Origin of the sequence: Rathayibacter sp. AY1C5 (assembly GCF_002931705.1) — a bacterium.
GTDB lineage: Bacteria > Actinomycetota > Actinomycetes > Actinomycetales > Microbacteriaceae > Rathayibacter.
This window is the reverse complement of the sequence record NZ_PSWD01000002.1, coordinates 109,053-131,896: the sequence shown is the minus strand read 5'-3', so window position 1 is coordinate 131,896 and position 22,844 is coordinate 109,053. Positions and strand designations below refer to the sequence as shown.

Genomic DNA, 22,844 nt, shown 5'->3' with positions numbered 1-22,844 from the left:
CGCGGGAGGCACCCGCGCGGCGGCGGTGGTCAGGAGGCGTCGCGGGGAGGCAGGCCGCGGCGCTCGCGCTCGCGGGCCTCGATGCGGTCGTACGCGCGGCGCTCGTTGCGGTCCGAGCGGATGAGGGCGCGCATCACGAACCAGAAGATGGCTCCGACCGTGATCGTCGGCACGAGGGCCCACAGCCCCTGGTTCCACAGCTCCCAGTCCATGCGGCGATCCTACCCGCGGCACCGGCGCGGGAGCCGTGAGCCCGGAGGCCCGTGCGCCCAGCGGCCTTCGCGGGCGCTGGGCGCTACTGGCTCTCGACCGACTTGTTCAGCGCCGCGGCATCGGAGTTGAGGCCCTCCAGCTCCGAGCGCAGGCCGTCGTACACGGCGATGTCCGCGTCGATGGCGGCGCGGGTGGCATCGACGGCCTGGCTGCGGGCGAGCAGATCGGCGCGCTCCGTCTCGAACTCGGCCGTCGATCCGAAGTCGCCGCTGTCGGCGCGCGAGTTGAAGTCGTCGATCTCGACGTTGAGCGCGTCGTACTCGGCGTTGTTCGCGTCGACCCGCGCCGTGAGGTCGGCGTACATCGTCTCGATCCGGGAGACCAGGTCCTCGATGCGGTTCTCGAGATCGGTGAAGACCGCCTCGTAGCGGGCGTTCAGGCCCACGACGACCGAGCGGTCGTCGAAGAACTCGGCGTAGTGCGCCTCGAGCGCCGGCGGCAGGTCGGCCACCTCGGTCCCCAGGATCGAGTGCAGCTCGTTGACGCGCTCCCCGAGGCCGCCGGTGCGGTACAGCTCGAGGCGCTCGGCGATCGTGCCGTCCTGCGGGAGGGTCTCGTACGCGGCCTCGAGCTCGTCGCCCAGCTCGGCCTGCTCCTCCGCGTCGAGCCGCACCCACGCGGCGTGCAGCATCTCGTGCGCCGCCGTCACGTCGCGGATCCCGTCGAGGTCGGGGTTGGCGACGTCCGAGATGTAGATGCTGGTGCCGGTGTAGCAGCCGAGGACGATGTCGTCGGAGGCACCGTAGCCGCAGAGGTCGTTGAAGCCGGCGGTCGGCTCGACCGACGGGCTCGACGCGTAGTAGAGGGCGCGGCCGCGGTCGGACATGGCGGTCCGCTCCGCGAAGCCGGCGATCGTGGGGTCGGGCGTGAACGCCTCGGCCGCTCGCCGGTCGGCCAGCGCGGTGCCGACGTCGCCGGAGGAGGTGAGGACGCTCGCGGCGACCGCGGTCCCCACACCGAACTGCGCGATCGTGAGGACGCCCGCCGCGACGGCCGCGACGATGCTCGATGCCCTGACCATGTCTCCCCCTCGGCTCCTGCGACCCTACTTGACGAGCGGGAACAGGATCGTCTCGCGGATCCCGAGCCCGGTGATCGCCATCAGGAGGCGGTCGATGCCCATGCCCATGCCGCCGGTGGGGGGCATGCCGTGCTCGAGGGCGCGGAGGAAGTCCTCGTCCAGGCGCATCGCCTCGTCGTCGCCCGCGGCGGCCTGGCGGGCCTGCTCGACGAAGCGCTCGCGCTGCACGACCGGGTCGATCAGCTCGGAGTAGCCGGTGGCCAGCTCGAAGCCGCGGACGTAGAGGTCCCACTTCTCGACGACGCCCGGGATGCTGCGGTGCGCGCGCACGAGCGGCGAGGTGTCGACGGGGAAGTCCATCACGAAGGTCGGACGCGTCAGGCCGCCCTTCACGAAGTGCTCCCACAGCTCCTCGACGTACTTGCCGTGCGTGGGGACGTGCACCTCGACGCCCTCGCGCGCGGCGAGGGTCTCGAGCTCGGCGAGCTCCGTCTCCGGCGTGATCGCGATGCCGGCCGCGAGCGACAGGCTCTCGTACATCGAGATGCGGTCCCACCGGCCGCCGAGGTCGAACTCGGTGCCGTCGGCCCAGGTGACCACGTGCGAGCCCGCGACGGCCTGGGCCGCGTTCTGGATCAGCTCCTGGGTCAGGTCGGCGATCGAGTTGTAGTCGCCGTACGCCTGGTAGGCCTCGAGCATCGCGAACTCGGGCGAGTGCGTGGAGTCCGCGCCCTCGTTGCGGAAGTTGCGGTTGATCTCGAAGACCCGGTCGATGCCGCCGACGACGGCGCGCTTGAGGTAGAGCTCGGGCGCGATGCGCAGGTACAGCTCGGTGTCGAACGCGTTCGAGTGCGTGGCGAAGGGGCGGGCGGAGGCGCCGCCGTGCATCACCTGCAGCATCGGGGTCTCGACCTCGAGGAACTCGTGCGAGGCGAAGGTGTCGCGGAGAGAGGCGTTCACGCGGGCGCGGGTGACGACCGTCTCGCGGGCCTGGGGGCGCACGATCAGGTCGAGGTAGCGCTGGCGCATCCGGGTCTCGTCGCCGAGCTCGTTGTGCAGGTTCGGCAGCGGCAGGATCGCCTTCGCGGCGATCGTCCACTCCGACACCCACACGCTCAGCTCGCCGCGCTTGCTCGAGACGACCTCGCCCTCGACGAAGAGGTGGTCGCCCAGGTCGACGAGCTCCTTCCACGCCGCCAGCGACTCCTCGCCCACGTCGCCGAGCGAGACCATGGCCTGGATCCGCTCGCCGTCGCCGGCCTGCAGCGTCGCGAAGCAGAGCTTGCCCGTGTTGCGCTGGAACACCACGCGGCCCGCGAGGCCGACGCGCTCGCCGGTCTTCACGTCCGGCTCGATGCCCTCGTGTCGCGCCCGGACGGCCGCGATGGTGTCGGTGACTCCGACCGCGACGGGGTAGGCGCCGGCGCCGAGGTCGTCGCCCGCGAGCTCGAGCAGGCGCTCGCGCTTGGCGAGGCGGACGGCCTTCTGCTCGGAGGCCTCCTGCTGCGCGGCCCGCTCGGCGGCGGCCTGCTCGGCGGCGGACTGCTCGGCGGCGGGGGTCGTGGTCTCGGGGACGTCGGGGGTGTCGGCCATGAGGGGTCGCGGTGCTTTCGGTTCGGGGCGGACGGCCGCGATCAGGCGAGCAGGATCGGGGCGTTGTCGAGGAGGCGGGTGGTGCCGACGATCGCGGCGACGAGCACGAGTGCCGGGCCGCGGTGGTCGGCGTCGACCGGGAGGAGCGTCGCGGGATCCACGACGACGAGGTAGTCCAGCTTAACGAGCGGCTCGGCGTGCGCGACGGCCTCGGCGGCCTCGATCGCCGCGGCGGCACCGCGGTCCGCGGCTTCCGCGGCGGCCGCGAGGAGGCGCGGCAGCACGAGGCCCGCGCGGCGCTGCTCCTCGTCGAGGTAGCGGTTGCGGCTGGAGCGGGCGAGCCCGTCCTCCTCCCGCACGATGCCGACGCCCTCGATCTCCACGGGCAGGTCGAGGTCGCGGACCATGCGGCGCACGAGGAACAGCTGCTGCGCGTCCTTCTGCCCGAAGACCGCGACGTGCGGCTGGGCGATGCTCAGGAGCTTGGCGACGACGGTGAGCATCCCGTCGAAGTGGCCCGGCCGCGCGCGCCCCTCGTAGAGGCCGCCGACCTCGCCCGCGACGACCCGCGTCGAGGACGGCCCGTCGGGATACATCTCGGCGACTCCCGGAGCGAAGAGGAGGTCGGCCCCGGCCGCGTCGAGCAGGGCGGTGTCGCCCTCGAGGTCGCGCGGGTAGCGGTCCAGATCCTCGGTCGGGCCGAACTGCAGCGGATTCACGAACACCGACACGACGACGACGTCGGCCAGCTCGCGCGCCCGCTCGACGAGGGCGAGGTGCCCGGCGTGCAGGGCGCCCATCGTCGGCACGAGCGCGATGCCCCGACCGGCCCGCCGCGCCTCCTGCAGCCGCTCGCGGAGGTCGCCGATGCGGTGGACGGTGCTGATCACCCGACGATGCTACCGGCGGTCCCGCGGCCACCGGGGCCCTCGACACCGGGACGCCGCGCTCCTCCGCGAGGCGCCGCCTCCCGAGCGGCGTCCCACCCGGGGAGCGGCGTCACGAGCGGCGCCGCGCGTCAGCCCGCCGCCCGGCGCAGGGCGTCATCGACGGAGGAGCGGACGAGGCTGGAGAGGAAGAAGCCCGGCTTCTCGACGCCGATGCCCGCCAGCAGGCCCGCCGCCTGGTCGACGATCGCGGTCGAGAAGGTCGTGGCGGTCGAGACGGCCTCCGCGTAGGCGGCGCGGTCCGACTCCGCCACGGTCACCGGCTCCCCGCCCATCTCGACCACCAGCGCCTGCGCGATCGGCAGCACCGGGCCCGGCGCCGACACGGCGAAGTAGGTCTCGGCGAGGCGCGCCAGGTCGAGGCTGGTGCCGCTGAAGGCCATCGCCGGGTGGACTGCCAGGGGGATGACCCCGGAGGCGAGCGCCGGAGCGAGCACCCCGTAGCCGTGCTCAGGCGCCGTGTGCAGCACCAGCTGGCCGGGCTGCCACGCTCCGGTCGCGGCGAGCCCCGCGACGAGGGCGGCGATCTCGCTCCCGGGGACGGCGACGATCACCAGCTCGCTGCGCTCGACGAGCTCGGGGATCGCGAGCACGGGGACTCCGGGGAGCAGCGCATCGGCGCGCTCGCGGCCGCTCTCGCTGGTGGTGGCGATCCCGATCACGGCGTGGCCGGCCCCGGCGAGCGCGGCACCGAGCACCGGGCCCACGCGTCCGGCACCGATCACGCCGACGCCCAGGCGTCCGTCGCGGCGGTTCTCAGGCATGCGGTTCCCCCTCCGGAGCGGGCCAGTCGGGCAGGGCGGGTGCGGCCGCCCGCCGCCCCCACTGGTGGCTCGCGTCGCGGTCGGCGGCCCGCACTCCGGCCGTCGCGAGGCTCTCGAAGAAGGCGAGTCCGTCGGCTGCGCTCATCACCGGCACGAGCGGAGTGACGGGGCCGGCCACCGTGTGCACGCGCGCCGAGGCCAGCCCGAGCAGGCGCTGGAGCGGTCCCTGCTGGACCCCGACGCTCTGCATTCGCGCCAGGGGCACCACGGCGACCCGCCGCCAGACCGCTCCGCTGCGCAGGATCGCGACCTCGTCCGTCAGCCGGTACCCGGTCCTCCGGAACGAGAAGGGGCGGAGCCACACCGCCGAGCGCGGCGCCCGGGTGAAGCCGGCCGCGTCGCGGTGCCGGAGCGCGTCTCCGACGGGCGTCGACTCCGCTCCCTCGGCCGGTCCGGGCAGCAGGAGGGCGAGGACGCGCTCGACGGCGGCGAGGTCGCCGACGGGCAGGATCGTGGTGTTCGGCTCGCCGTTCGCCCCGCGGGAGGCCGCGTGGCCGGCGCGGTCGATCCGCACCTGCCACCAGCCGAAGGGGCGCCAGAGCAGCGGCTGCGTGATCTCGACGGCGTGGATCCGGCCGGGCGGAATCGTGTCGCTGCTGGTCGAGAGCACGCCGTAGCCGACCCGCACGCCGTCGGGCGTCGCGGCGATCGAGTACCGGAGCGAGCGCACGAACTGGCGGACGTAGTAGCTGCCCGAGCCGATCAGGCCCGGCAGGATCGCGAAGAGCACGTAGGGCGAGCCGTAGACGGCGACGAACACCACGGCGACGACCGAGGCTGCCAGGAACAGCGTGAAGCCGCTGAAGACGAGCGAGCCGAGGAGCCGGCCCGGCGGGATCGAGACGACCGACTCGGGCGGCGTCTCGTCCTGAGGCTCGCCGAACTCCTCCAGCCGGCGCGCCAGAAACCCGCCCGCCGGAGCCGCACCGTCGACCGTCGCCTCCCGCTCGCGCACCCCGGACGCGAGCCGCAGGATGTCGCGGCGCAGGGCGTCCACCAGCCGCGAGCCGAGGTACGACAGCTGGACGTTCGCGTCCTGCCCGGCCACGCTCACCTCGAGCTTCGCGGCCCCGAACAGCCGGGCGAACAGCGGACGCTGCACCGCGATGCCCTGGATGCGGTCCAGCCGCGCCCGCCGGTTGGTCCGGAAGAGCACGCCGGAGCGCACCTCGACGACCTCGTCGGTGATGCGGAAGGTGTGCATCCGCCAGGACAGCCAGAACGCGAAGACGGCGACCGCCAGGCCCACCGCGACCGCCAGCAGCGCCCAGCCGACGAGGCCGCGGCGCAGCAGCTCGTCGACCGGATCGCCGCTCTCGAAGCCCTCCGGCCCGGGCAGGAACAGCTCGACCAGGCGCTCGCGGAGGTTCGTGATCACGATGCCGAGGACGACCAGCAGGCCGATCCCGCCCTTGAGGACCGGGGTCGCGGGATGGAGGCGGTGCCACTCCCCGTCGGCCAGGTCCGTCTCGACGGCGCGGAGCTCGGTCACAGGCCGGCCCGGCGCGACTCGGCGAGCTCGACCAGGCGGTCGCGGAGCTCCTCCGCGTCCTGCTCGGCCAGGCCCGGGATGCTGACGCCGGTAGCCGCGGCGGCGGTGACGAAGCGGAGGTCGGCGAGGCCGAGCGCCCGGGCGAGCGGCCCGCGGTTGACGTCGATGAGCTGCATCCGCCCGTACGGCACCGACACGAAGCGCTGGAACATGATGCCGCGGCGGAAGAGGAGGTCGTCCTGGCGCAGGAGGTAGCCGTAGGCGCGCGCACGGCGCGGGGCCACGATCAGGAGGGTCACCGCGAGGGCGGCCGCGGCGGCCAGCGGGATCCAGCCCCACGGCAGGCCGATCAGCATCAGCACCACGGGCACGGCGAGCAGCAGCACGCTCGACACGACGGCCGACACGATCTCGACCGCGACGTACCGGGGCGAGACGCGGCGCCACTCCCCCGTGATGTCGAGGCGGTCCCGCCGGCGTCCCCTCGCGTCGCGGCGGGTCGTCGGCGACGCGTCCTCGGGCTCGGCGGGCATGGCGTCGTCCTCACTGCCCGCGGCGGTCCGGGCGTCGGCGTCAGGCGTGGTTCACCTCGCCGACGGCGGTGTCGTCGTCGTCGCTCGGCGGGATGGTGCACAGGTGCTCGGCGACCAGGCCGGCCACCAGCAGGACGAGCGCACCCACGATGGTCGCGACGTCCTGCCACACGGAGCCTAGCGAAGGGATCGCACGGCTCAGCAGGTACACCAGGATGCCGCCGGAGGCTCCGAGCAGCAGAGCACCGACGTGGCTGGACGCCTTCGCCAGCACCACGACGCGCATCGCCCGGAACGGATCGATGGGCCGGTGCAGCGTGCCCTTCGTGGCGCGGTGGATCGGGACGGCGAAGCCGAGCACGAGGGCCGCGACCACGATCAGGGTCAGCGGAACCGTCAGCGGCGGGATGAGCACGGGGCGGCCGGCGGCGGCGATCGCGAGGTCGAGGAGGAACCCCGCGACGGCCCCGGCGAGGCCGAGTCCGAGCAGGGTGCTGATGCGGGTGCGCCTCACGGGGTCCTGCTCTCGGGGTCGGCGGTGCTGCCGCGGGCGGAGTCGCGCCCCGGCCAGGTCAGCCCGGCCGGGTGGTCGGTCACGCGGTCGGTCGCCCGTGCGCGCAGCTCGGCCACGGGTCCGGCCCCGGGAAGGACCGCCGCCGGCTCGACGTCGAGCCACGGCTCGAGCACGAACGCCCGCTCGGCCGCCCGCGGGTGCGGGAGGGTCAGGTGCGCGTCGTCGCGGAGCACGCCGCCGACCGCGATCACGTCGATGTCGAGGGTCCGGTCGCCCCAGCGCTCCTCGCCCTCGCCGCGGATCCGGCCGCCGGCCGATTCGATCGCCGCCGTCGCCGCGAGCAGGTCGTCGGGCTCGAGGACGGTCGAGCCGGTCACGACCGCGTTGAGGTAGCCGGGCGCGTCCTCGTCGACGCCCTCGGGCTTCCACGCGGGCGACTCGACGACCTTGGACACCGCCTCGATGCGCAGGCCCGGCGTCGTGGCGAGGGCCCGCAGCGCCTCCTCGAGGTGCGCGAGGCGGTCGCCGAGGTTGCTGCCGAGCGCGAGCACGACGTGGCGCACCGGGCGGACGCGCTCCTGCCGCGGCCTCACGAGCGGGTCCTCGTGATCTGCACGGCGACGTCCTCGAAGGGCAGCGGGATCGGCGCGTCCGGCTTGTGGACGGTGATGCGGACGACGTCGGCGGCGGGGAAGCCCAGGGCGACCCGGGCGAGGCGCTCGGCCAGGGTCTCGATGAGGTCGACCGGGTCGCGGGTCACCGCGTCGGCCAGGGCGATCGCGAGCTCGCCGTAGTGCACCGTCTCGGCCAGCGCGTCGCCCTCGGCCGCCGGCGCGGTGTCGAGCCAGACCGTCGCGTCGATCACGAAGTCCTGGCCGTTCTCGCGCTCGAAGTCGAAGACGCCGTGGTGCGCGCGCACGCGCAGCCCGGTGAGGGTGATGGAGTCGCGCACGGCGAGGGCGGCGGGGTCGATCGCGGTCACGGGGTCTCCTCCTGGAGTCGGGCGGCGAGGGCCAGGGCACGGGCGGACGAGCGGACGTCGTGGACCCGGACGCCCCAGGCGCCGTGCTCGGCGGCGATGAGGCTCAGCATGGCGGAGACCTCGTCGCGCTCGGCGGCCGGGGCGCCGGCGGGGGCGAACGGAGCGAGGAACCGCTTGCGCGAGTGGCCGACCAGGACCGGGAAGCCCAGCGAGACGATCGCGTCGAGCCCGGCCAGCAGCGCCCAGTCGTGCGCGCCGACCTTCGCGAAGCCGAGGCCCGGGTCGAGCAGGAGGCGGTCGTCCCGGATCCCGGCCTCACGGGCGGCGTCGACGCGGCGCGCGAGCTCGCCGCGGACGTCCGCCACCACGTCGCCGTAGGAGGCGAGAGCGGTCATGCCCGCGCTGTGCCCGCGCCAGTGCATCGCGATGTAGACGGCGCCGCGCTCGGCGACGAGCGGGAGCATCCGCGGATCGGCGAGGCCGCCGGAGACGTCGTTGACGACGACGGCGCCCGCGTCCAGAGCGGCCTCCGCCGTGGCGGCGCTCATCGTGTCGATGCTGACGCGCACCCCCTCCGCGGCGAGGGCGCGGACGACGGGCAGCACTCGGCCCTGCTCGGCGGCGGAATCGACGCGCGCCGCACCGGGGCGGGTGCTCTCGCCGCCGACGTCGACCAGATCCGCGCCGAACGCGGCGGGTCCGTCCCCGGCGGGCCGGGTCAGGTCGAGGCCGTGGCGGACGGCGTCGTCGACGGACAGCCAGCGGCCGCCGTCGCTGAACGAGTCCGGAGTGACGTTGAGGATCCCGAGGAGCGCGGCGCGTCCGGTCGGCGTGAGGTCGGCGACGGTGGTGGCCACGTCACTCCCCCCGCGCGGCGCCGATCAGCGCGATGATCTCGGCGCGGGCGGCCGGGTCGGCGAGGGAGCCGCGGGCGGCGACCGTCACGGTCGAGCTCGCGGTCTGGCGCGGCCCGCGCATCCGCACGCAGCCGTGCTCGGCGTCGACCACGACGAGCACTCCCTCGGGAGCGAGGCCCTGCTCGAGCGCGTCGGCGATCTGCTCGGTCATCCGCTCCTGGATCTGCGGTCGCGACGCGACCGTCTCGACCACGCGCGGCAGCCGGCCGAGGCCGACGACCCGCTCGCGCGGCCGGTAGGCGATGTGCGCGACGCCGAGGAACGGCAGGAGGTGGTGCTCGCAGACGGAGCGGAAGGCGAGGTCGCGCACGACCACCGTCTGGTCGAGCGGCGACTCCTGGCCGCCCTCGACCACCGCGAACGTCTCGGTCAGCTGGGCCGCGGCGTCGTCGTCGAACCCGCCGAAGAACTCCTCGTACGCCTCGGCGAACCGCCGCGGCGTGTCGAGGAGTCCCTCGCGGCCCGGGTCGTCCCCGATGGCCGCGAGGATCTCGGCGACGGCCGCCTCGATGCGCGCCTTGTCGACGGGCACGCGCGCGCTACGCCGTCGCGGGGCGCGGGTTGATCAGCGGCGGGCGCTTCGGCGCGACCTCGTCGGCACCAGCGGAGGAGACTCCCCCGTCGGTCGCACCCGAGTCGATCGGCGCCTTGGCGACCGGGACCGCGATGGGCGGCAGGTCGGACAGGGGGCGCTTGTCGCTCGAGAGCCACTGCGGGCGCTCGTCGATGCGGCGGACGTCCTTGAAGATCTCGGCCAGCTGGTCGTGGTCGAGCGTCTCCTTCTCGAGCAGCTCCATCGCGAGGCGGTCGAGGATGTCGCGGTTGTCGTTGATGACCTGCCACGCCTCGTCGTGCGCCTGCTCGATGAGCTGGCGCGTCTCGGCGTCGACCGTCTCGGCGATCTGCTCGGAGTAGTCGCGCTGGTGGCCCATGTCGCGGCCGAGGAACATCTCGCCCGACGACTGGCCGAGCTTGACCGCTCCGACGTTCGCGGACATGCCGTAGTCGGTGACCATCTTGCGGGCGATGGAGGTCGCCTTCTCGATGTCGTTCGACGCTCCGGTGGTGGGGTCGTGGAAGACGATCTCCTCCGCGACGCGGCCGCCCATCGCGTACGTGAGCTGGTCGAGGAGCTCGTTGCGGGTCGTGGAGTACTTGTCCTCCAGCGGGAGCACCATCGTGTAGCCGAGGGCGCGACCGCGCGGAAGGATCGTGACCTTGGTCACGGGGTCGGTGTGGCGCATCGCCGCCGCCGCCAGAGCGTGTCCGCCCTCGTGGTAGGCGGTGATCAGCTTCTCCTTGTCGCGCATGACCCGCGTGCGGCGCTGCGGCCCCGCGATGACGCGGTCGATGGCCTCGTCGAGCGCGCGGTTGTCGATCAGCTGCGCGTTGGAGCGGGCGGTGAGCAGCGCGGCCTCGTTGAGGACGTTGGCCAGGTCGGCGCCGGTGAAGCCCGGGGTCTTGCGGGCGACGACCTCGAGGTCGACTCCGCCGGCGAGCGGCTTGCCGCGGCCGTGGACCTCGAGGATCCGCTTGCGGCCGAGCAGGTCGGGGGCGTCGACGCCGATCTGGCGGTCGAAGCGGCCCGGACGCAGCAGTGCGGGGTCGAGGATGTCGGGGCGGTTCGTCGCCGCGATCAGGATGACGTTCGTCTTGACGTCGAAGCCGTCCATCTCGACCAGCAGCTGGTTGAGGGTCTGCTCGCGCTCGTCGTGACCGCCGCCCATCCCGGCGCCGCGGTGGCGGCCGACGGCATCGATCTCGTCGACGAAGATGATGGCCGGCGAGTTCTCCTTCGCCTGCTGGAACAGGTCGCGGACACGGCTCGCGCCGACGCCGACGAACATCTCGACGAAGTCCGATCCGGAGATGGAGTAGAAGGGGACGCCCGCCTCGCCCGCGACCGCGCGCGCCAGCAGGGTCTTGCCGGTGCCGGGAGGGCCGTAGAGCAGGACGCCCTTCGGGATGCGGGCGCCGACGGCCTGGAACTTCGCGGGCTCCTTGAGGAACTCCTTGATCTCGTGCAGCTCCTCGATCGCCTCGTCGGCGCCGGCGACATCGCCGAACGTGACCTTGGGCGACTCCTTCGAGACGAGCTTCGCCTTCGACTTGCCGAACTGCATGACGCGGTTGCCGCCGCCCTGCATGCCCGAGAGCATCAGCCAGAAGAACGCGCCGATCAGCAGGATGGGGAGCAGGAAGCCGAGAGCCGAGAGGAACCAGTTGGTCTGCGGGACCTCGTCGTTGTAGCCGGTGCTGCCGAGATCGGCCGCGGACACCGCGTCGACGACCTCCGCGCCGCGAGGGGCCACGTAGTAGAACTGCACCTGCGTGCCGTTGTCGCCGTCGGCCTGCTTGAGCGTGAGATCGACGCGCTGCTCGCCGTCCACGATCTTCGCCGAGTCGACCTTGCCGTCCTTCAGGAGGTCGAGACCCTCCTGCGTCGTGACCGGCCGGAAGCCGGACATGGTGATCAGCGAGGAGCCGATCCACACCGCGACGATCGCCAGGACGACGTAGAGGATGGGACCCCGGAAGATGCGCTTCACGTTCATGCTTGTTGCGGGTGCGACACCCGGCGCCTTTCTGACGAGGAGATTGTGCCTGCCAGGCTACCTCCCGCACTCTGAGCGCCGCCCACGCGTTCGCCGTGGGCCGAACGGCCGCGGGCTGTGTGGTCCGGCGGGGATGCGGCGGGCCGCATCCCCGCGCGCGGTCGGCTTCGCGAGATGGTGCGTTTCGCAGAGCGGGGTGCGTCGGACTGCCGGGAAACGCTGGCACGCGTTTCCCGGTCCGCGTCCTCTGCCTTGCGGGTGGAGGTCGCGGGGATCGGCGCTTCGGCGGTGGGGACGCGCCGTGAGAGCGCAGGAGTTGTCGCACTCGAGCTCGACAGCGACGACTACTGCGGTCTCGGGAGGGCGAGGGTGTCCGAGCGGGGCGCGCCGCGAGAGCGCAGGAGTTGTCGCACTCGAGCTCGACAGCGACGACTACTGCGGTCTCGGGAGGGCGAAGGTGTCCGAGCAGGGCGCGCCGCGAGAGCGCAGGAGTTGTCGCACTCGAGCTCGACAGCGACAACTACTGCGGTCTCGGTGGGGGGCGAAGGTGTCCGGGCGGGGCGCGCCGCGAGAGCGCAGGAGTTGTCGCACTCGAGCTCGACAGCGACGACTACGGCGGTCTCGGAGGGGGCGAAGGTGTCCGGGCGGGGCGTGCCGCGACGAGGGGCAGCAGGCGCGGACGGACCGGGACCGCCCGGCCGGGTCAGGCCGACTCGAGGAGGGGCTCCGGGTCGCGGAGGGCGGGCACGAGGCCGCGGCGGCGGCGGGCGGCGGCCAGCACGGTCACGGCGAGCGCCCCGACCAGCCAGAGCACGAGCACCAGGACCGCGTGCGCGACTCCGATGCTGCCGCCGGCGATCAGCGAGCGGAACGCCTCCACCGTCCAGGTCAGCGGCAGCACCCCGTGGATGGCCTGGAAGAAGGCGGGCGCGGTCTCGACCGGGTAGGTGCCTCCGGCCGAGGACAGCTGCAGCACGATCATCAGCAGCGCCAGGAACCGGCCCGGGGCGTCCAGCAGCGCGATCAGCGCCTGGTTGATCGCCACGAAGGTGAGGCTCGTGAGCACGGCGATCCCGATCAGCCCGGGCAGGTTCGACGCCTCGACGCCCACTCCGAAGCGGATGACGAGCGCGGCCAGGACGCCCTGGGCGACCGCCATCAGCGCGCCGGGCAGGTAGCTGCGCAGCGCGATGACCCAGGCGGGCCGGCGCGTGGCGAGGAGGCGGGAGCTGAGCGGGGCGCTCATCAGGTAGAAGGCGAGCGCGCCGACCCAGAGCGCGAGGGCCATGAAGTAGGGCGCGAGGCCGTAGCCGTAGGACGGCACGCGGTTCATCCGCTCGGCGTCGATCCCGACCGGGGCGGCCGCGACGGTGCTGAGCTCCTGCGCCTGCTCGCCGGTGTAGGTGGGCACGTCGTCCGCGCCGTCCGAGAGCTTCGTGTCGAGGGTGCGCGATCCGGAGGCGAGGGAGTCGATCCCGTCGGCGAGGTCCAGCGAACCGGTGGCCGCGTCGGCCGAGCCGGTCGCGGCGGTCTCGGCGCCGTCCGCGAGGTCCGACGCGCCCGTCGCGAGGGCGGCCGTCCCGGAGGCGAGGTCGGAGGCGCCGGCGGCCGCGGAGGCGATCCCGCTGGTGAGCGGGCCGACCGCGCCGGAGAGGGTGTCCACTCCGCCGGCGACCTGGGCGGCTCCGCCGTCGAGGGTCGCGGCTCCCTGGGCGAGGGCCTGCGCACCGGTCTGCAGCTTCTGGGCGCCGTCGGCGGCGGAGGTCGCCCCGGTGGACAGAGCGGCGGTGCCGGTCGCGAGGTCGGCGGCTCCGCTCGAGACCGTGGCGGCACCGGCGGCGAGCGCCGTCAGTCCGCTGCCGTCGTCGCCGACGAGCGCGGTCGCACCGGAGGCGAGCGTCTGCGCGCCCGCGTCCGCCGAGGCGGCTCCGCCCGCGAGAGCGGCCGCACCCTGCTCGAGGGCGGTCAGCTCGGCCACGCGCTGGGCATCGGACAGCGAGTCGTACCGCGAGAGCAGGGAGGCGAGGCCGGAGTCGACTCCGGTCGCTCCGGTGGCGAGTTGCGGAGTGGCGGTCGCGAGCGCTCCCGCGCCGGTCGCGAGCTGCTGGGCTCCTGCGAGGGCCTTCCCCGCTCCGTCGGAGAGGGAGGCGGACCCGGTGGCCAGCGCCTCGGCGCCGGACGCCGCCGAGGCCGCGCCGTCCTTCAGGGTCGACGTCCCCGCGGCGAGGTCGGCGGCGCCCGAGGCGAGCGACGCCGCTCCGCCGTCGAGCTGCTGGGCGCCGTCGGCGACCGTGCGGGCTCCCGTGTCGAGCGCCGCCGCCTGGTCGGGCAGCTGACCGGTCCCGCTCGCGATCCGCTGGAGTCCCGACGAGAGGTCGGACGCTCCGGAGGCCGCGCTCCCCGCGCCCGAGCGGAGGGAGTCGGCGCCGGTCGCCAGCTGCGCGGTGCCGTCCTGCAGCTGCGCGAGCCCGACGACCAGCTCGGAGGAGCCGGACGCGGCGGTCCCGGCGCCGTCCGCCAGCTGAGCGGCGCCGTCGGCCGCCTGCTCGAGGCTCGAGTGCACGTCGGTGAAGCCGAGGTAGACGTTCTCGAGGTAGGTCGCGCCGACCTTCTCCTCCAGCGTCTTCGTCACGGTGGTGCCGATGGTGGAGGCGATGTTGCCGACGATCAGGTTGGCCGCGTCGTTCGTCTCGATCGACAGCTTCGCCTGCACGGCCGCGGCGGGGTCGTCGCCGCCGACGGAGGCGACGTCGGCCGAGAAGCCGGCCGGCACCGTCAGGACGGCGAGGACGTCGCCGGAGGCGAGCTCGCGGGACGCCTCGTCGGCACCGGTCGCCGTCCAGGCGAAGTCCGAGCCGGACGTGTCGGTGGTGAGCTGCTCGGTCAGGTCGTCGCCGAGGGCGAGCGCGGAGCCGTCCGAGGCGGTCGCGCCGGTGTCCTCGTTGACGATCGCCGCGGGCACCGTGTCGAGGTGGTGCGTGGGATCGAGGTTGGCCGAGGTCAGCAGTCCCGCGTAGATCAGCGGGATGAGCGCGATCGCGGCGAAGACGACGACGAGGCGCGGGTTCACGGCGCGCAGGGCGCGGCGGAGCGGGGAGGTGGTCATGGTCCTTCTACTTCGTGGAGTGCAGGGCGGCGAGCCGCGGCGAGGCGACTCCGGTGACGAGGAGCTCGGCGATGTCGGCGGAGGCCGAGGCCGCGGGACGGCGGGCGTCGCCGTCGAGGAGCCAGCCGACGACAAGCCAGGTGGTGCCGGCGGCGAGGAGGACGGCGAAGCGCTCGACGCGGGCATGGTCGCCGCCGCCCGATCCGCGCTCGGCGAGGGGCGAGAAGGCGAGGAGCCGCTGCGCGAGGAACGCGACGACCGACTCCTGCACGGCGCGGGCCGTGCCTCCGCTCAGCACGCGGCGGTAGAAGTCGGCGTGCACGAGCAGGCCCTCGAGGAGCCCGCGGACGATGCGGGGGACCGCGCCCTCCCAGTCGGCGGGGGCGGTGCCGGGAGCGACGTCGCCGAACAGCGCGTGCATCCGCTCCACCGCGGCGGCCTCGATCAGGGACGGCACATCCCCGAAGTGCTGGTAGAACGTGGGGCGGCTGACGCCCGCGGCGCCGCAGAGCTCCGTGATGGAGGGCTGGTCGTCGCCCGGGCGGTCGAGGGCACTCGTGATCGCGGTGAGCAGGAGCTCGCGCGAGCGGGTGAGCCGCGGATCGGTCACGGGGTCCTTCTTCCCGGCGCGAGGAGCGCCTTCTTTACGTCCGTCAGATAACTTACAACCGTAAAGAAGAGCGCGCAAGCATCAGGAGGAGGGCGGCTCCGGGAGCAGCGTCGCGATGGCGGACGTATCGACGATCACCGAGTCGTGCGGAGTCAGTCCCGGGCTCCGCGGCGTCGGCACCGGCAGGCGCACGAGCAGGGCGCCCGGATCCACGCCGAAGCGCCCGGAGCGGGTGCGGCCGACCGGATCGCCGTCCAGCTCGGCGAGCACCGGCTGGTCGAGCTCGAACGAGAACTCGCGGCCGGGCCACTGCCGGAGGGAGGCGAGCCCGTTGCGGTTGCCGGTCGCGACATCCAGCGCGAGGCCGAAGCGCCGACGCAGCAGCACCAGCTCCAGGTCGCCGTCGTCGAGCACCGCGCCCGCGGCCAGCTCGATGTTCGCCACCACGGAGCTGCAGTTGCAGGCCAGCACCATGAAGCAGCGCTGCGGAGGCTCCTCCGCGCCGTCGATCGTGAGGGTCACCTCGAATCCGGCCTTGAACATCGCCGGCGCCCCCGCCGCGAAGTAGGCGCCCCAGCCCACCCGCTTCTTCAGCTCCTCGTCCGTCTTGTCCATGATCTCGGCGTCCAGGCCCACCCCGCCCATCACCATGAACACCCGCTCCTCGCCGTCGTCGAACGCGGCCGTGCCCACGTCGATGGCGCGGTCCTGCCCGAGCAGGGCGATCTCGACCGCCTCGGGCAGCGAGGCGAGCGGGATCCCGAGGTTCCGCGCGAGGAGGTTGCCCGTGCCGCTGGGCAGCAGGCCGTAGGGGACGCCGGTGCCGCGCAGCACCGTGGCGACGGCGCGGACGGTGCCGTCGCCGCCCATCGAGCAGACCAGGTCCGGGCCCGCCTCGAGCGCGGCGCGGGCCGCGGCGGCACCGGAGTCGCCCGGGCTGGTCTCGAACCAGAGCGGCTCGTTCCAGCCGTGGCGGCGCGCGATCGTCGCGACCAGGTCCTCCGCGGCGCCGACGTCGTCGAACTTGCTCGGGTTGATCACGACGGCGACGGTGCGCTTCTCGGGTGCCTTCACCCCGTCAGTCTGACGGCACCGGCGACCGGTCCAGTCGCGCTGACGCCTCCAGCGCGAGCACGGCGCCGATCTCGGCCGAGAGCGTGGCGGGCAGCGACGGAGGCGCGTCCCACCGGGGCCCGGCCAGCAGCACGCCGCGGCGGACGCTCGAGCTCTGCAGCGCGGCGACGCTGCCGGTGACGAAACCGCGGACGCGAGCCGCCACCGCGGGCGCGACTCCGCTCGTCGTGGCGAGGTCGACGAGGTGCCGGTAGGCGATGCCGCCGAACAGGGCGCCGTCCCCCGAGCCCTGGTCGACGAAGACGCCATCGGGGGCGAGCCGGTCCAGCAGGTCCTCGGCCGTGCGGGAGGCGTGGGCGACCAGGCGGGGGTCGGGCCGCAGGCGGTGCAGGGCGAGCGCCGCGCCGATGTAGACGGCGTGGTTGTAGCTGAAGGCCCAGTCGTCGCGCGCGGAGCCGCCCTCGCGGCCGATGCCGTCGGCGACGAAGCCGGTGTCGTCGTCGCGGAGGCGCACGTGCATCCAGTCGAGGGCGGCGCGCGAGAGCTCCTCCCGGCCGTCCGGTCGCAGCCGCTCCAGGCGCGCGCCGAGGATCGCGAACGGGCCGTTCGCGGGCGCGTTCTTGTAGTCCAGCTGCCGGCGGCGCCAGGCGAGGCTCGCCCCGTGGCGGAGGTTCCAGCCCTTCGCGACGGCGAAGCGCCACAGGCGGTCGGCCCGGTCGAGGAACCGCGGGTCGCCGGAGGCCTCCCCGAGGCGGGCGAGCGCGCCGCCGAGCCACATCATGTCGTCGAAGTAGCCGTTGACCAGGCGCCCGCCGTTGCGGAGGCGGATCGCCCGGTGGATCCGCCGGGCACGCTCCAGGTGCGCCTCGTCGCCCGTGCGCTCGAAGGCGTCGACGGCCGCGTCGATCGCGTGCGCAAGCCACCAGTAGTTGAACTCGAGGTCGGCCCGCAGCGAGGTCGGGTAGCTCATGTGGTAGCCCAGCAGGGGCACCGCGAAGAGCCGCTCGAGGCTCTCCTGCGCGGTGTCCGCGGCGCTACTCGTAGACGTGCGGGGCGAGGACGGCGACATCGCGGAGGTTGCGGTAGCGCTCGGCGTAGTCGAGCCCGTAGCCGATCACGAACTCGTTCGGGATGTCGAAGCCGACGTAGGCCACGTCGACCTCGACCTTGGCGGCCGCGGGCTTGCGGAACAGCGCGCAGATCTCGACGGACTCGGCGCCGCGGCTGCGGAGGTTGCCCTGCAGCCACGAGAGCGTGAGGCCGGAGTCGATGATGTCCTCGACGATCAGCACCTTGCGGTTCGTGATGTCGGAGTCGAGGTCCTTCAGGATCCGCACGACGCCGGAGGACTTGGTGCCGCTCCCGTAGGACGAGACGGCCATCCAGTCCATGACGATGTCGAGCTTGAGCTCGCGGGCCAGATCGGCCATCACCATCACGGCGCCGCGCAGCACCCCGACGATGAGCAGGTTCTCGCCCGCGTAGTCGCGCTCGATGGCGCGGGCCAGGGCGCGGATCCGCTCGTGGATCTCGGCCTCGGTGTAGAGGACCTCGGTGATGTCGTCGGCGATGTCGGCTGCTTCCACCCGGCCACTCTACGGGTGACCGGCCCCCGTCTCCCCTCCGCGAATTTCCGCTCCGGTACACCTCCGCCGGCGAGTCGCGCGCCGGAGCGGCATCTCGCGGGGAGGGGGCGGGCGTCTCGCGGGGACCGGCCTCGTGGAAACGGGGTCAGGAGGAGGCGGGTGCGAAGACGAGGGTGCTGCCGCGGCGGGTGGCGAGGACGCCGGGGAGGTCGACGCCCTTCTGGCCGTGCCAGTCGGTGACCAGCGCGGCGACCGCCAGCGTCTGCGAGCGCGAGAGCGCGACTCCGAACTCGTTCGCCACGACCAGGCGGATGATCCGCTGCCGCAGCGCCGGCGGGTCCGCGGCGAGCCCGCGCGCGTCGACCGTGACGTGCCCCGCCTCGTCCTGGCCCACCAGCTCGAGCGCCCAGTCGAGGGCGAGCGCGTCGAGCGCGTCCCCGTCCTCCCGCAGCTGCTCGGCCGTGCGCGCCAGAGCCTGGGCCACTCCCGGCCCGAGCTCGTCCTCCAGCACGGGCAGCACGCGGTTCCGCACCCGGACCCGCGAGTAGCGGGGGTCGTCGTTGTGCGGGTCGTCCCACGGCACGAGCCCCTGGTCGGCGCAGGCGAGGCGGGTCGTCTCGCGGCGCAGTCCCAGAATAGGCCGACGCAGCGGCCCGCTCACCGGCGCCATCCCGTGCAGCGAGGCCGCACCGGCTCCTCGTGCCAGGCCCAGCAGCACCGTCTCGGCCTGGTCGTCGAGGGTGTGGCCCAGGAGGATCGCGGCGGCGCCCGTCGCGGTCAGCGCGTCGTCGAAGGCGCGGTAGCGCGCGCTGCGGGCGGCCGCCTCCGGTCCGCCCTCGGCGGACACCGTCACCACCTCGCGCAGCACCGGCGCGAGCCCCAGCCCGTGCGCCTGCTCCGCGGCCCGCCGCGCGACCTCCGCCGACGCATCCTGCAGCCCGTGGTCGACGATCACCGCGCCGGCCCACCTCCCGCCCCGCGGGGCCTCGAAGGCGACCGCCGCCGCGAGCGCGAGCGAGTCCGCTCCCCCGCTCAGCGCGACCAGCACCAGCGCTCCGGGGGCGAGCCCGTCGAGGCTCTCGCGCACCGCCCGCCGCAGATCGGCGACGGCGGGGGTCAGGCGGGGGCGATCGGGCACATCAAGTAACGTAATGCCAGCGATCCGCCCCTCCCGCGCGCGCACCCGCGCGAGCGTTCCGGAGGCCGATCCGTCCGCCGATGCGCCGCTCACGGCGCCACCGACTCAAGGAGAGAGCATGGCCGCATACGACGTCGTCGTCGAGATCCCCAAGGGGAGCCGCAACAAGTACGAGGTCGACCACGAGACCGGTCGCGTCTACCTCGACCGCGTGCTCTTCACCTCCTTCGTCTACCCGACGGACTACGGGTACTTCGAGAACACCCTCGGCCTCGACGGCGACCCCGTCGACGCGCTGGTGCTGCTCGAGTACCCCGTCTTCCCGGGCGTGGGCGTCTCCGTCCGCCCGGTCGGCGTGCTCAACATGAGCGACGAGGCCGGCTCCGACGCGAAGGTGATCGTGGTCCCCGCGAAGGACCCGCGCTGGCAGCACATCCAGGACATCGGCGACGTCCCGGAGCAGACGAAGAACGAGATCAAGCACTTCTTCGAGCGCTACAAGGACCTCGAGCCCGGCAAGTGGGTCAAGGTCGACGCTTGGGGCGACGCCGCCGAGGCGGAGCAGATCGTCCAGGACGGCATCAAGAAGCTGGCCGAAGAGGGTCACTGACCCCTCGCATCAACGAAGGAACCCCCTCCCGTCGTCTCGACAGGAGGGGGTTCTCTCGTTGTGCTGTGCGGCCGCGGCTCAGGCGGCCGGGCGGCCGACCATGCCGGCGGGCGTGCCCCAGGTGTTCCAGATGCGCACGGGCTTGCCGTAGTCGGCGGCCTCGATGATCTGGTTGTTCCCGAGGTAGATGGCCACGTGGTAGTAGTCCCCGCCGCCACCCCAGAAGATCAGGTCGCCGCGCTGGCGCTGGCTGTAGGGGACGAGCTTGCCGGCGCCGGCCATGGTGTTGTACTGGTTCGTCGCCGAGTGGGTGCCGATGTAGATGCCCGAGGACGCGTACGAGGCCTTGGTGAGGCCCGAGCAGTCCCACTGGTCCGGGCCCATGCCGCCGAGGACGTACTCCTCGCCGAGCTGAGCCATCGCGTACGAGATCGCGTTCTCGACGGCGCCGCTGGTCGGCACCAGGACCGGAGCGGTCACCGGCTGCGGGAGCGGCTGAGCCGCCGGCTGGGCGACCGGCTGAGCAGCGGGCTGGGCCGGAGCAGGAGCGGGCTGCTGCTGCGCGGGCTGCGGCGCGGCGGGCTGCGGGAGGGACGCGGTCTGACGCGACGGGGCGGCGGTGTCGGCCTGCGCCGAGGACTGCTGCTGGGCGGAGCGGGCGGTGGACTGCGCCTGAGCGGCGGCCTCCGCCTCGGCCTGCGCCTGGGCGGCGGCCTCGTCGGCCTGGCGCTTCTGCTCGCCCGCGAGGTACTGGGTCTCGGCCTCGACCGAGGAGTCCTTCAGCAGAGCGAGCTGGGCGACCAGCTCCTGCGACTTCTCCTCCTGCGCCGAGAGCGACGCGCGGGCCGACTCGGCGGCGGCGTCGGCGTCCTTGCGCGCGGCGTCGGCCTCGTCCGAGAGCGCCTGGTGCTCGGTGACAGCGCGGTCGGCCTGGTCGCCGAGCGACTCCGCGTTCTGCTTGTCGGCGAGGGCGTCGGCGTAGACCTTCTGCGACTGCTCCGAGAGCTGCGACATCGCGCCGAGCTGGTAGAGCAGGTCGCCCGCGTCCTTGCCCTTGGCCACGAGGCTGGCGGAGAGGTCGCCGCCGGCGGCGCGAGAGAGGTGCGCGGCCAGCAGGCCGGCGCGCATCTTCGAGGTCTGGGCCTTGGCGGAGGCGGTGGTCGCCTTCTCCTCGAGGTCGACGACGGCCTTCGCAGCGGCGTCGAGCGCCTCCTTGGCCTGGCGCCAGGCCTCGGCCTTCTTCATCGCGGTGATCGACTTCTCGTCGACCGCGGTCTGCAGGCTCGCGATGAGGCCGGTGATCGAGTCGATCTCGGCCTGCTTGCTCGCCTCGTCCTTCTTGGCGTTCTGCACGTCGTCCCACGAGGGGTACTTCGCGTCGTCGGCGAGGGCCGGGGTGATGCCGAGGGACGCGGTGACCGCCGTGACCGCGAAGGCGGCGGAGATGACGAGCGGGAGGCGGCCCTTCCAGGCGCGCTCCCGGGGTGCCGGGGTGAAGGTGCGTGCGGTCGTCTGTGCGTCAGCCAAGGGTGACTCCTCGTTGGGCCATGAAAGGTTGGGCGTCGACGGCGGAGCCGTTGACGCGGGTCTCGAAGTGCAGGTGGCAGCCGGTGGACGCGCCGGTCGAGCCGACGGCGGCGATCTGCTCGCCCGCCTGGACCTGCTGGCCGACGCGGACGTAGATCCCGCCGGACATGATGTGGGCGTATCCGGTGCTGATGCCGCTGCCGTGGTCGATCAGCACCCAGTTGCCGTAGGTACCGTTGGGGCCCGCGTAGGAGACGGTGCCGCTGTGCGCCGCGAAGATCGGGATGCCGCAGCCGCCCGCGAGGTCGGTGCCGCGGTGGTACGAGCCGGAGGATCCTCCGCCGGTCGAGATGCTGTCGCGCGGGCCGAAAGTGCCGGTGATGCGGCCCCCGGCAGGGCGGACCCAGCCGGAGTCGCTGACGGCGCTGGAGCCGCCGCCGCCCGAGGGGGCGACGTACCCGCCGCCGCCACCGCTTCCGCCGCTGGACGCGGCTGCGGCCCGGGCGGCCTCGCGGCGCGCGGCCTCGGCCTGGGCGGCGGCCTGACGGGCGGCCTCCTCCTCGGCGAGCTTCCGGAGGCGCTCGGCCTCGCGGGCGGCGACGCCGGCCTCGTACTCGGCCACGGTCTTCGACTCGGTGTCGCGGAGCGCGGCGAGCTGCTGCTCGAGCACGACGCTCTGCTCCTGCTGCTCGGCGAGCGCGGCCTCGGACGCCTCCTGGGCGGCGGTCGCCTCGGCCAGCTTCTGCTCGGCGGCGACGCGGAGGCGCTCGCGCTCCGTCTGCGCGACCTCGGCCTGGTCGGCGAGGGAGGACGCGGTGTTGCGGGCGGTGCTGGCCTGCTCGTAGATCGCGGAGGAGCGCTCGACCAGCTTGGTCATGCTCCCGATCTTCGACAGCAGCTGGTCGGCCTGGCCGGCCTTCTGGTCGAGGAAGATGTTGACGGACAGGTCGGTGCCGGTGCTGCGGTAGAGCTGCGCGGCGAGCAGGCCCGCCTGCTGCGAGGCCTTGTCGGCCTCCTCGGCGCTGGCGGCGGCCCGGTCCTCGAGCTTCTTCGACTGGTCCGAGGCCTCGTCGAACGCCTGCTGAGCGGCGAAGTGCTCGTCGCCGCGCTGCTGCGCGAGCTGCTGGGCGGAGGCGACCTCGCTCTGGAGGTCGCCGATCAGGGACGTGATCCGGTCGACCTGAGCGGCCGCGGCGGCGGTGTCGCCCTTCGCCGCCTCGACGTCGGCCCACGACGGGTACTCGACCGCCTGGGCGGGAGTGGCGACGAGCAGGCCGGCGACGAGCGCGACGACGGCGGAGGCCAGGGCAGCACCTCGGAGTCGCCCGAGTCGCGGCGCGCCGGGGAGGCGAGCGGAACGCGGACGGCGCAGGGAGTGGGGCATGGGACCTCGGGGATAGGGGGCCCTCCCTCCGCGGCGGTGCGGCTCCGGCGCGCGGGTGGGGGGAAGAGCGATTCCGCCCCACCCTAACCGCGGCCCTGCCCGATCTCCTAGACCCGGGTCAACCCCGGACGGGGTGCACGCCGCCTGCGGAACCGTCG

General features: G+C 73.7%; 22 protein-coding genes. 1 reads left to right on the top strand and 21 read right to left on the bottom strand.

The annotated features are described in order from the left end of the window. Positions 1 to 29: 29 nt before the first annotated feature. The 19 genes from C5C57_RS02975 to tilS form a co-directional block, all read right to left on the bottom strand. Positions 30 to 212 (bottom strand): hypothetical protein, encoded by a 183-nt coding sequence (locus tag C5C57_RS02975; RefSeq protein ID WP_104224094.1) that lies wholly within the window; start codon positions 210 to 212, stop codon positions 30 to 32. Positions 213 to 295: 83 nt separating this feature from the next. After that, positions 296 to 1,294: a hypothetical protein gene (locus C5C57_RS17940; protein WP_104255539.1), complete on the bottom strand. Its 999-nt coding sequence runs from the start codon at positions 1,292 to 1,294 to the stop codon at positions 296 to 298. Positions 1,295 to 1,318: 24 nt separating this feature from the next. Further along, the gene (gene lysS / locus C5C57_RS02965) at positions 1,319 to 2,887 is read right to left on the bottom strand and encodes a lysine--tRNA ligase (protein ID WP_104248062.1); all 1,569 of its coding nucleotides are present in this window, start codon (positions 2,885 to 2,887) and stop codon (positions 1,319 to 1,321) included. Between the two features lie 41 nt (positions 2,888 to 2,928). Continuing rightward, complete coding sequence (gene panC, locus C5C57_RS02960; RefSeq protein ID WP_104248063.1) at positions 2,929 to 3,777, bottom strand: pantoate--beta-alanine ligase; 849 nt, start codon at positions 3,775 to 3,777, stop codon at positions 2,929 to 2,931. Between the two features lie 128 nt (positions 3,778 to 3,905). Continuing rightward, positions 3,906 to 4,598: a Rossmann-like and DUF2520 domain-containing protein gene (locus tag C5C57_RS02955; protein WP_104224097.1), complete on the bottom strand. Its 693-nt coding sequence runs from the start codon at positions 4,596 to 4,598 to the stop codon at positions 3,906 to 3,908. Beyond that, the gene (locus tag C5C57_RS02950; protein WP_104248064.1) at positions 4,591 to 6,150 is read right to left on the bottom strand and encodes a PH domain-containing protein; all 1,560 of its coding nucleotides are present in this window, start codon (positions 6,148 to 6,150) and stop codon (positions 4,591 to 4,593) included. Before C5C57_RS02950 ends, C5C57_RS02955 begins: the two co-directional genes overlap by 8 nt. Further along, positions 6,147 to 6,683: a PH domain-containing protein gene (locus C5C57_RS02945; protein WP_104234302.1), complete on the bottom strand. Its 537-nt coding sequence runs from the start codon at positions 6,681 to 6,683 to the stop codon at positions 6,147 to 6,149. The genes C5C57_RS02950 and C5C57_RS02945 overlap by 4 nt, the downstream gene beginning before the upstream one ends. Positions 6,684 to 6,723: 40 nt before the next feature. Beyond that, a complete protein-coding gene (locus tag C5C57_RS02940; RefSeq protein WP_104248065.1) occupies positions 6,724 to 7,197 on the bottom strand; it encodes a DUF3180 domain-containing protein in 474 nt (157 codons plus the stop codon). Continuing rightward, the gene (folK, locus tag C5C57_RS02935; protein WP_104248066.1) at positions 7,194 to 7,790 is read right to left on the bottom strand and encodes a 2-amino-4-hydroxy-6-hydroxymethyldihydropteridine diphosphokinase; all 597 of its coding nucleotides are present in this window, start codon (positions 7,788 to 7,790) and stop codon (positions 7,194 to 7,196) included. The genes C5C57_RS02940 and folK overlap by 4 nt, the downstream gene beginning before the upstream one ends. Beyond that, a complete protein-coding gene (gene folB, locus C5C57_RS02930) occupies positions 7,787 to 8,179 on the bottom strand; it encodes a dihydroneopterin aldolase (protein WP_258067659.1) in 393 nt (130 codons plus the stop codon). The genes folK and folB overlap by 4 nt, the downstream gene beginning before the upstream one ends. Further along, positions 8,176 to 9,036 carry a dihydropteroate synthase gene (folP, locus tag C5C57_RS02925; RefSeq protein ID WP_104297271.1) on the bottom strand — a complete coding sequence of 287 codons (861 nt, stop codon included), beginning with the start codon at positions 9,034 to 9,036 and terminating at the stop codon, positions 8,176 to 8,178. Before folP ends, folB begins: the two co-directional genes overlap by 4 nt. 1 nt (position 9,037) lies before the next feature. Next, complete coding sequence (gene folE, locus C5C57_RS02920; protein ID WP_104249700.1) at positions 9,038 to 9,628, bottom strand: GTP cyclohydrolase I FolE; 591 nt, start codon at positions 9,626 to 9,628, stop codon at positions 9,038 to 9,040. 7 nt (positions 9,629 to 9,635) lie between these two features. Beyond that, a complete protein-coding gene (gene ftsH, locus C5C57_RS02915) occupies positions 9,636 to 11,651 on the bottom strand; it encodes an ATP-dependent zinc metalloprotease FtsH (protein ID WP_104224104.1) in 2,016 nt (671 codons plus the stop codon). A gap of 703 nt (positions 11,652 to 12,354) precedes the next feature. After that, positions 12,355 to 14,757, bottom strand: coding sequence for a YhgE/Pip domain-containing protein (locus C5C57_RS02910; RefSeq protein ID WP_181069071.1), 2,403 nt, complete (start codon positions 14,755 to 14,757; stop codon positions 12,355 to 12,357). Between the two features lie 7 nt (positions 14,758 to 14,764). Continuing rightward, positions 14,765 to 15,367, bottom strand: coding sequence for a TetR/AcrR family transcriptional regulator (locus C5C57_RS17935; protein ID WP_104224106.1), 603 nt, complete (start codon positions 15,365 to 15,367; stop codon positions 14,765 to 14,767). Between the two features lie 81 nt (positions 15,368 to 15,448). Then, on the bottom strand, positions 15,449 to 16,441 hold the full coding sequence (locus tag C5C57_RS02905; protein WP_104297269.1) for a diacylglycerol kinase family protein: 993 nt from the start codon (positions 16,439 to 16,441) through the stop codon (positions 15,449 to 15,451). Positions 16,442 to 16,445: 4 nt separating this feature from the next. Next, a complete protein-coding gene (locus tag C5C57_RS02900) occupies positions 16,446 to 17,510 on the bottom strand; it encodes a glycoside hydrolase family 76 protein (RefSeq protein WP_104297268.1) in 1,065 nt (354 codons plus the stop codon). Then, on the bottom strand, positions 17,476 to 18,027 hold the full coding sequence (hpt, locus tag C5C57_RS02895; RefSeq protein WP_104238400.1) for a hypoxanthine phosphoribosyltransferase: 552 nt from the start codon (positions 18,025 to 18,027) through the stop codon (positions 17,476 to 17,478). Before hpt ends, C5C57_RS02900 begins: the two co-directional genes overlap by 35 nt. A gap of 145 nt (positions 18,028 to 18,172) precedes the next feature. Next, the gene (gene tilS, locus C5C57_RS02890; protein ID WP_104297267.1) at positions 18,173 to 19,165 is read right to left on the bottom strand and encodes a tRNA lysidine(34) synthetase TilS; all 993 of its coding nucleotides are present in this window, start codon (positions 19,163 to 19,165) and stop codon (positions 18,173 to 18,175) included. A 118-nt stretch (positions 19,166 to 19,283) separates the two neighbouring features. Here tilS and ppa point away from each other — a divergent pair, with 118 nt between their 5' ends. Continuing rightward, the gene (gene ppa / locus C5C57_RS02885; RefSeq protein WP_068255683.1) at positions 19,284 to 19,775 is read left to right on the top strand and encodes an inorganic diphosphatase; all 492 of its coding nucleotides are present in this window, start codon (positions 19,284 to 19,286) and stop codon (positions 19,773 to 19,775) included. A gap of 78 nt (positions 19,776 to 19,853) precedes the next feature. Here ppa and C5C57_RS02880 read toward each other — a convergent pair whose 3' ends face one another. Together C5C57_RS02880 and C5C57_RS02875 are read right to left on the bottom strand one after the other, a co-directional pair. Then, positions 19,854 to 21,302 carry an NlpC/P60 family protein gene (locus C5C57_RS02880; protein WP_258063191.1) on the bottom strand — a complete coding sequence of 483 codons (1,449 nt, stop codon included), beginning with the start codon at positions 21,300 to 21,302 and terminating at the stop codon, positions 19,854 to 19,856. Continuing rightward, on the bottom strand, positions 21,295 to 22,686 hold the full coding sequence (locus C5C57_RS02875; RefSeq protein WP_104226018.1) for a peptidoglycan DD-metalloendopeptidase family protein: 1,392 nt from the start codon (positions 22,684 to 22,686) through the stop codon (positions 21,295 to 21,297). The genes C5C57_RS02880 and C5C57_RS02875 overlap by 8 nt, the downstream gene beginning before the upstream one ends. Positions 22,687 to 22,844 lie beyond the last annotated feature (158 nt).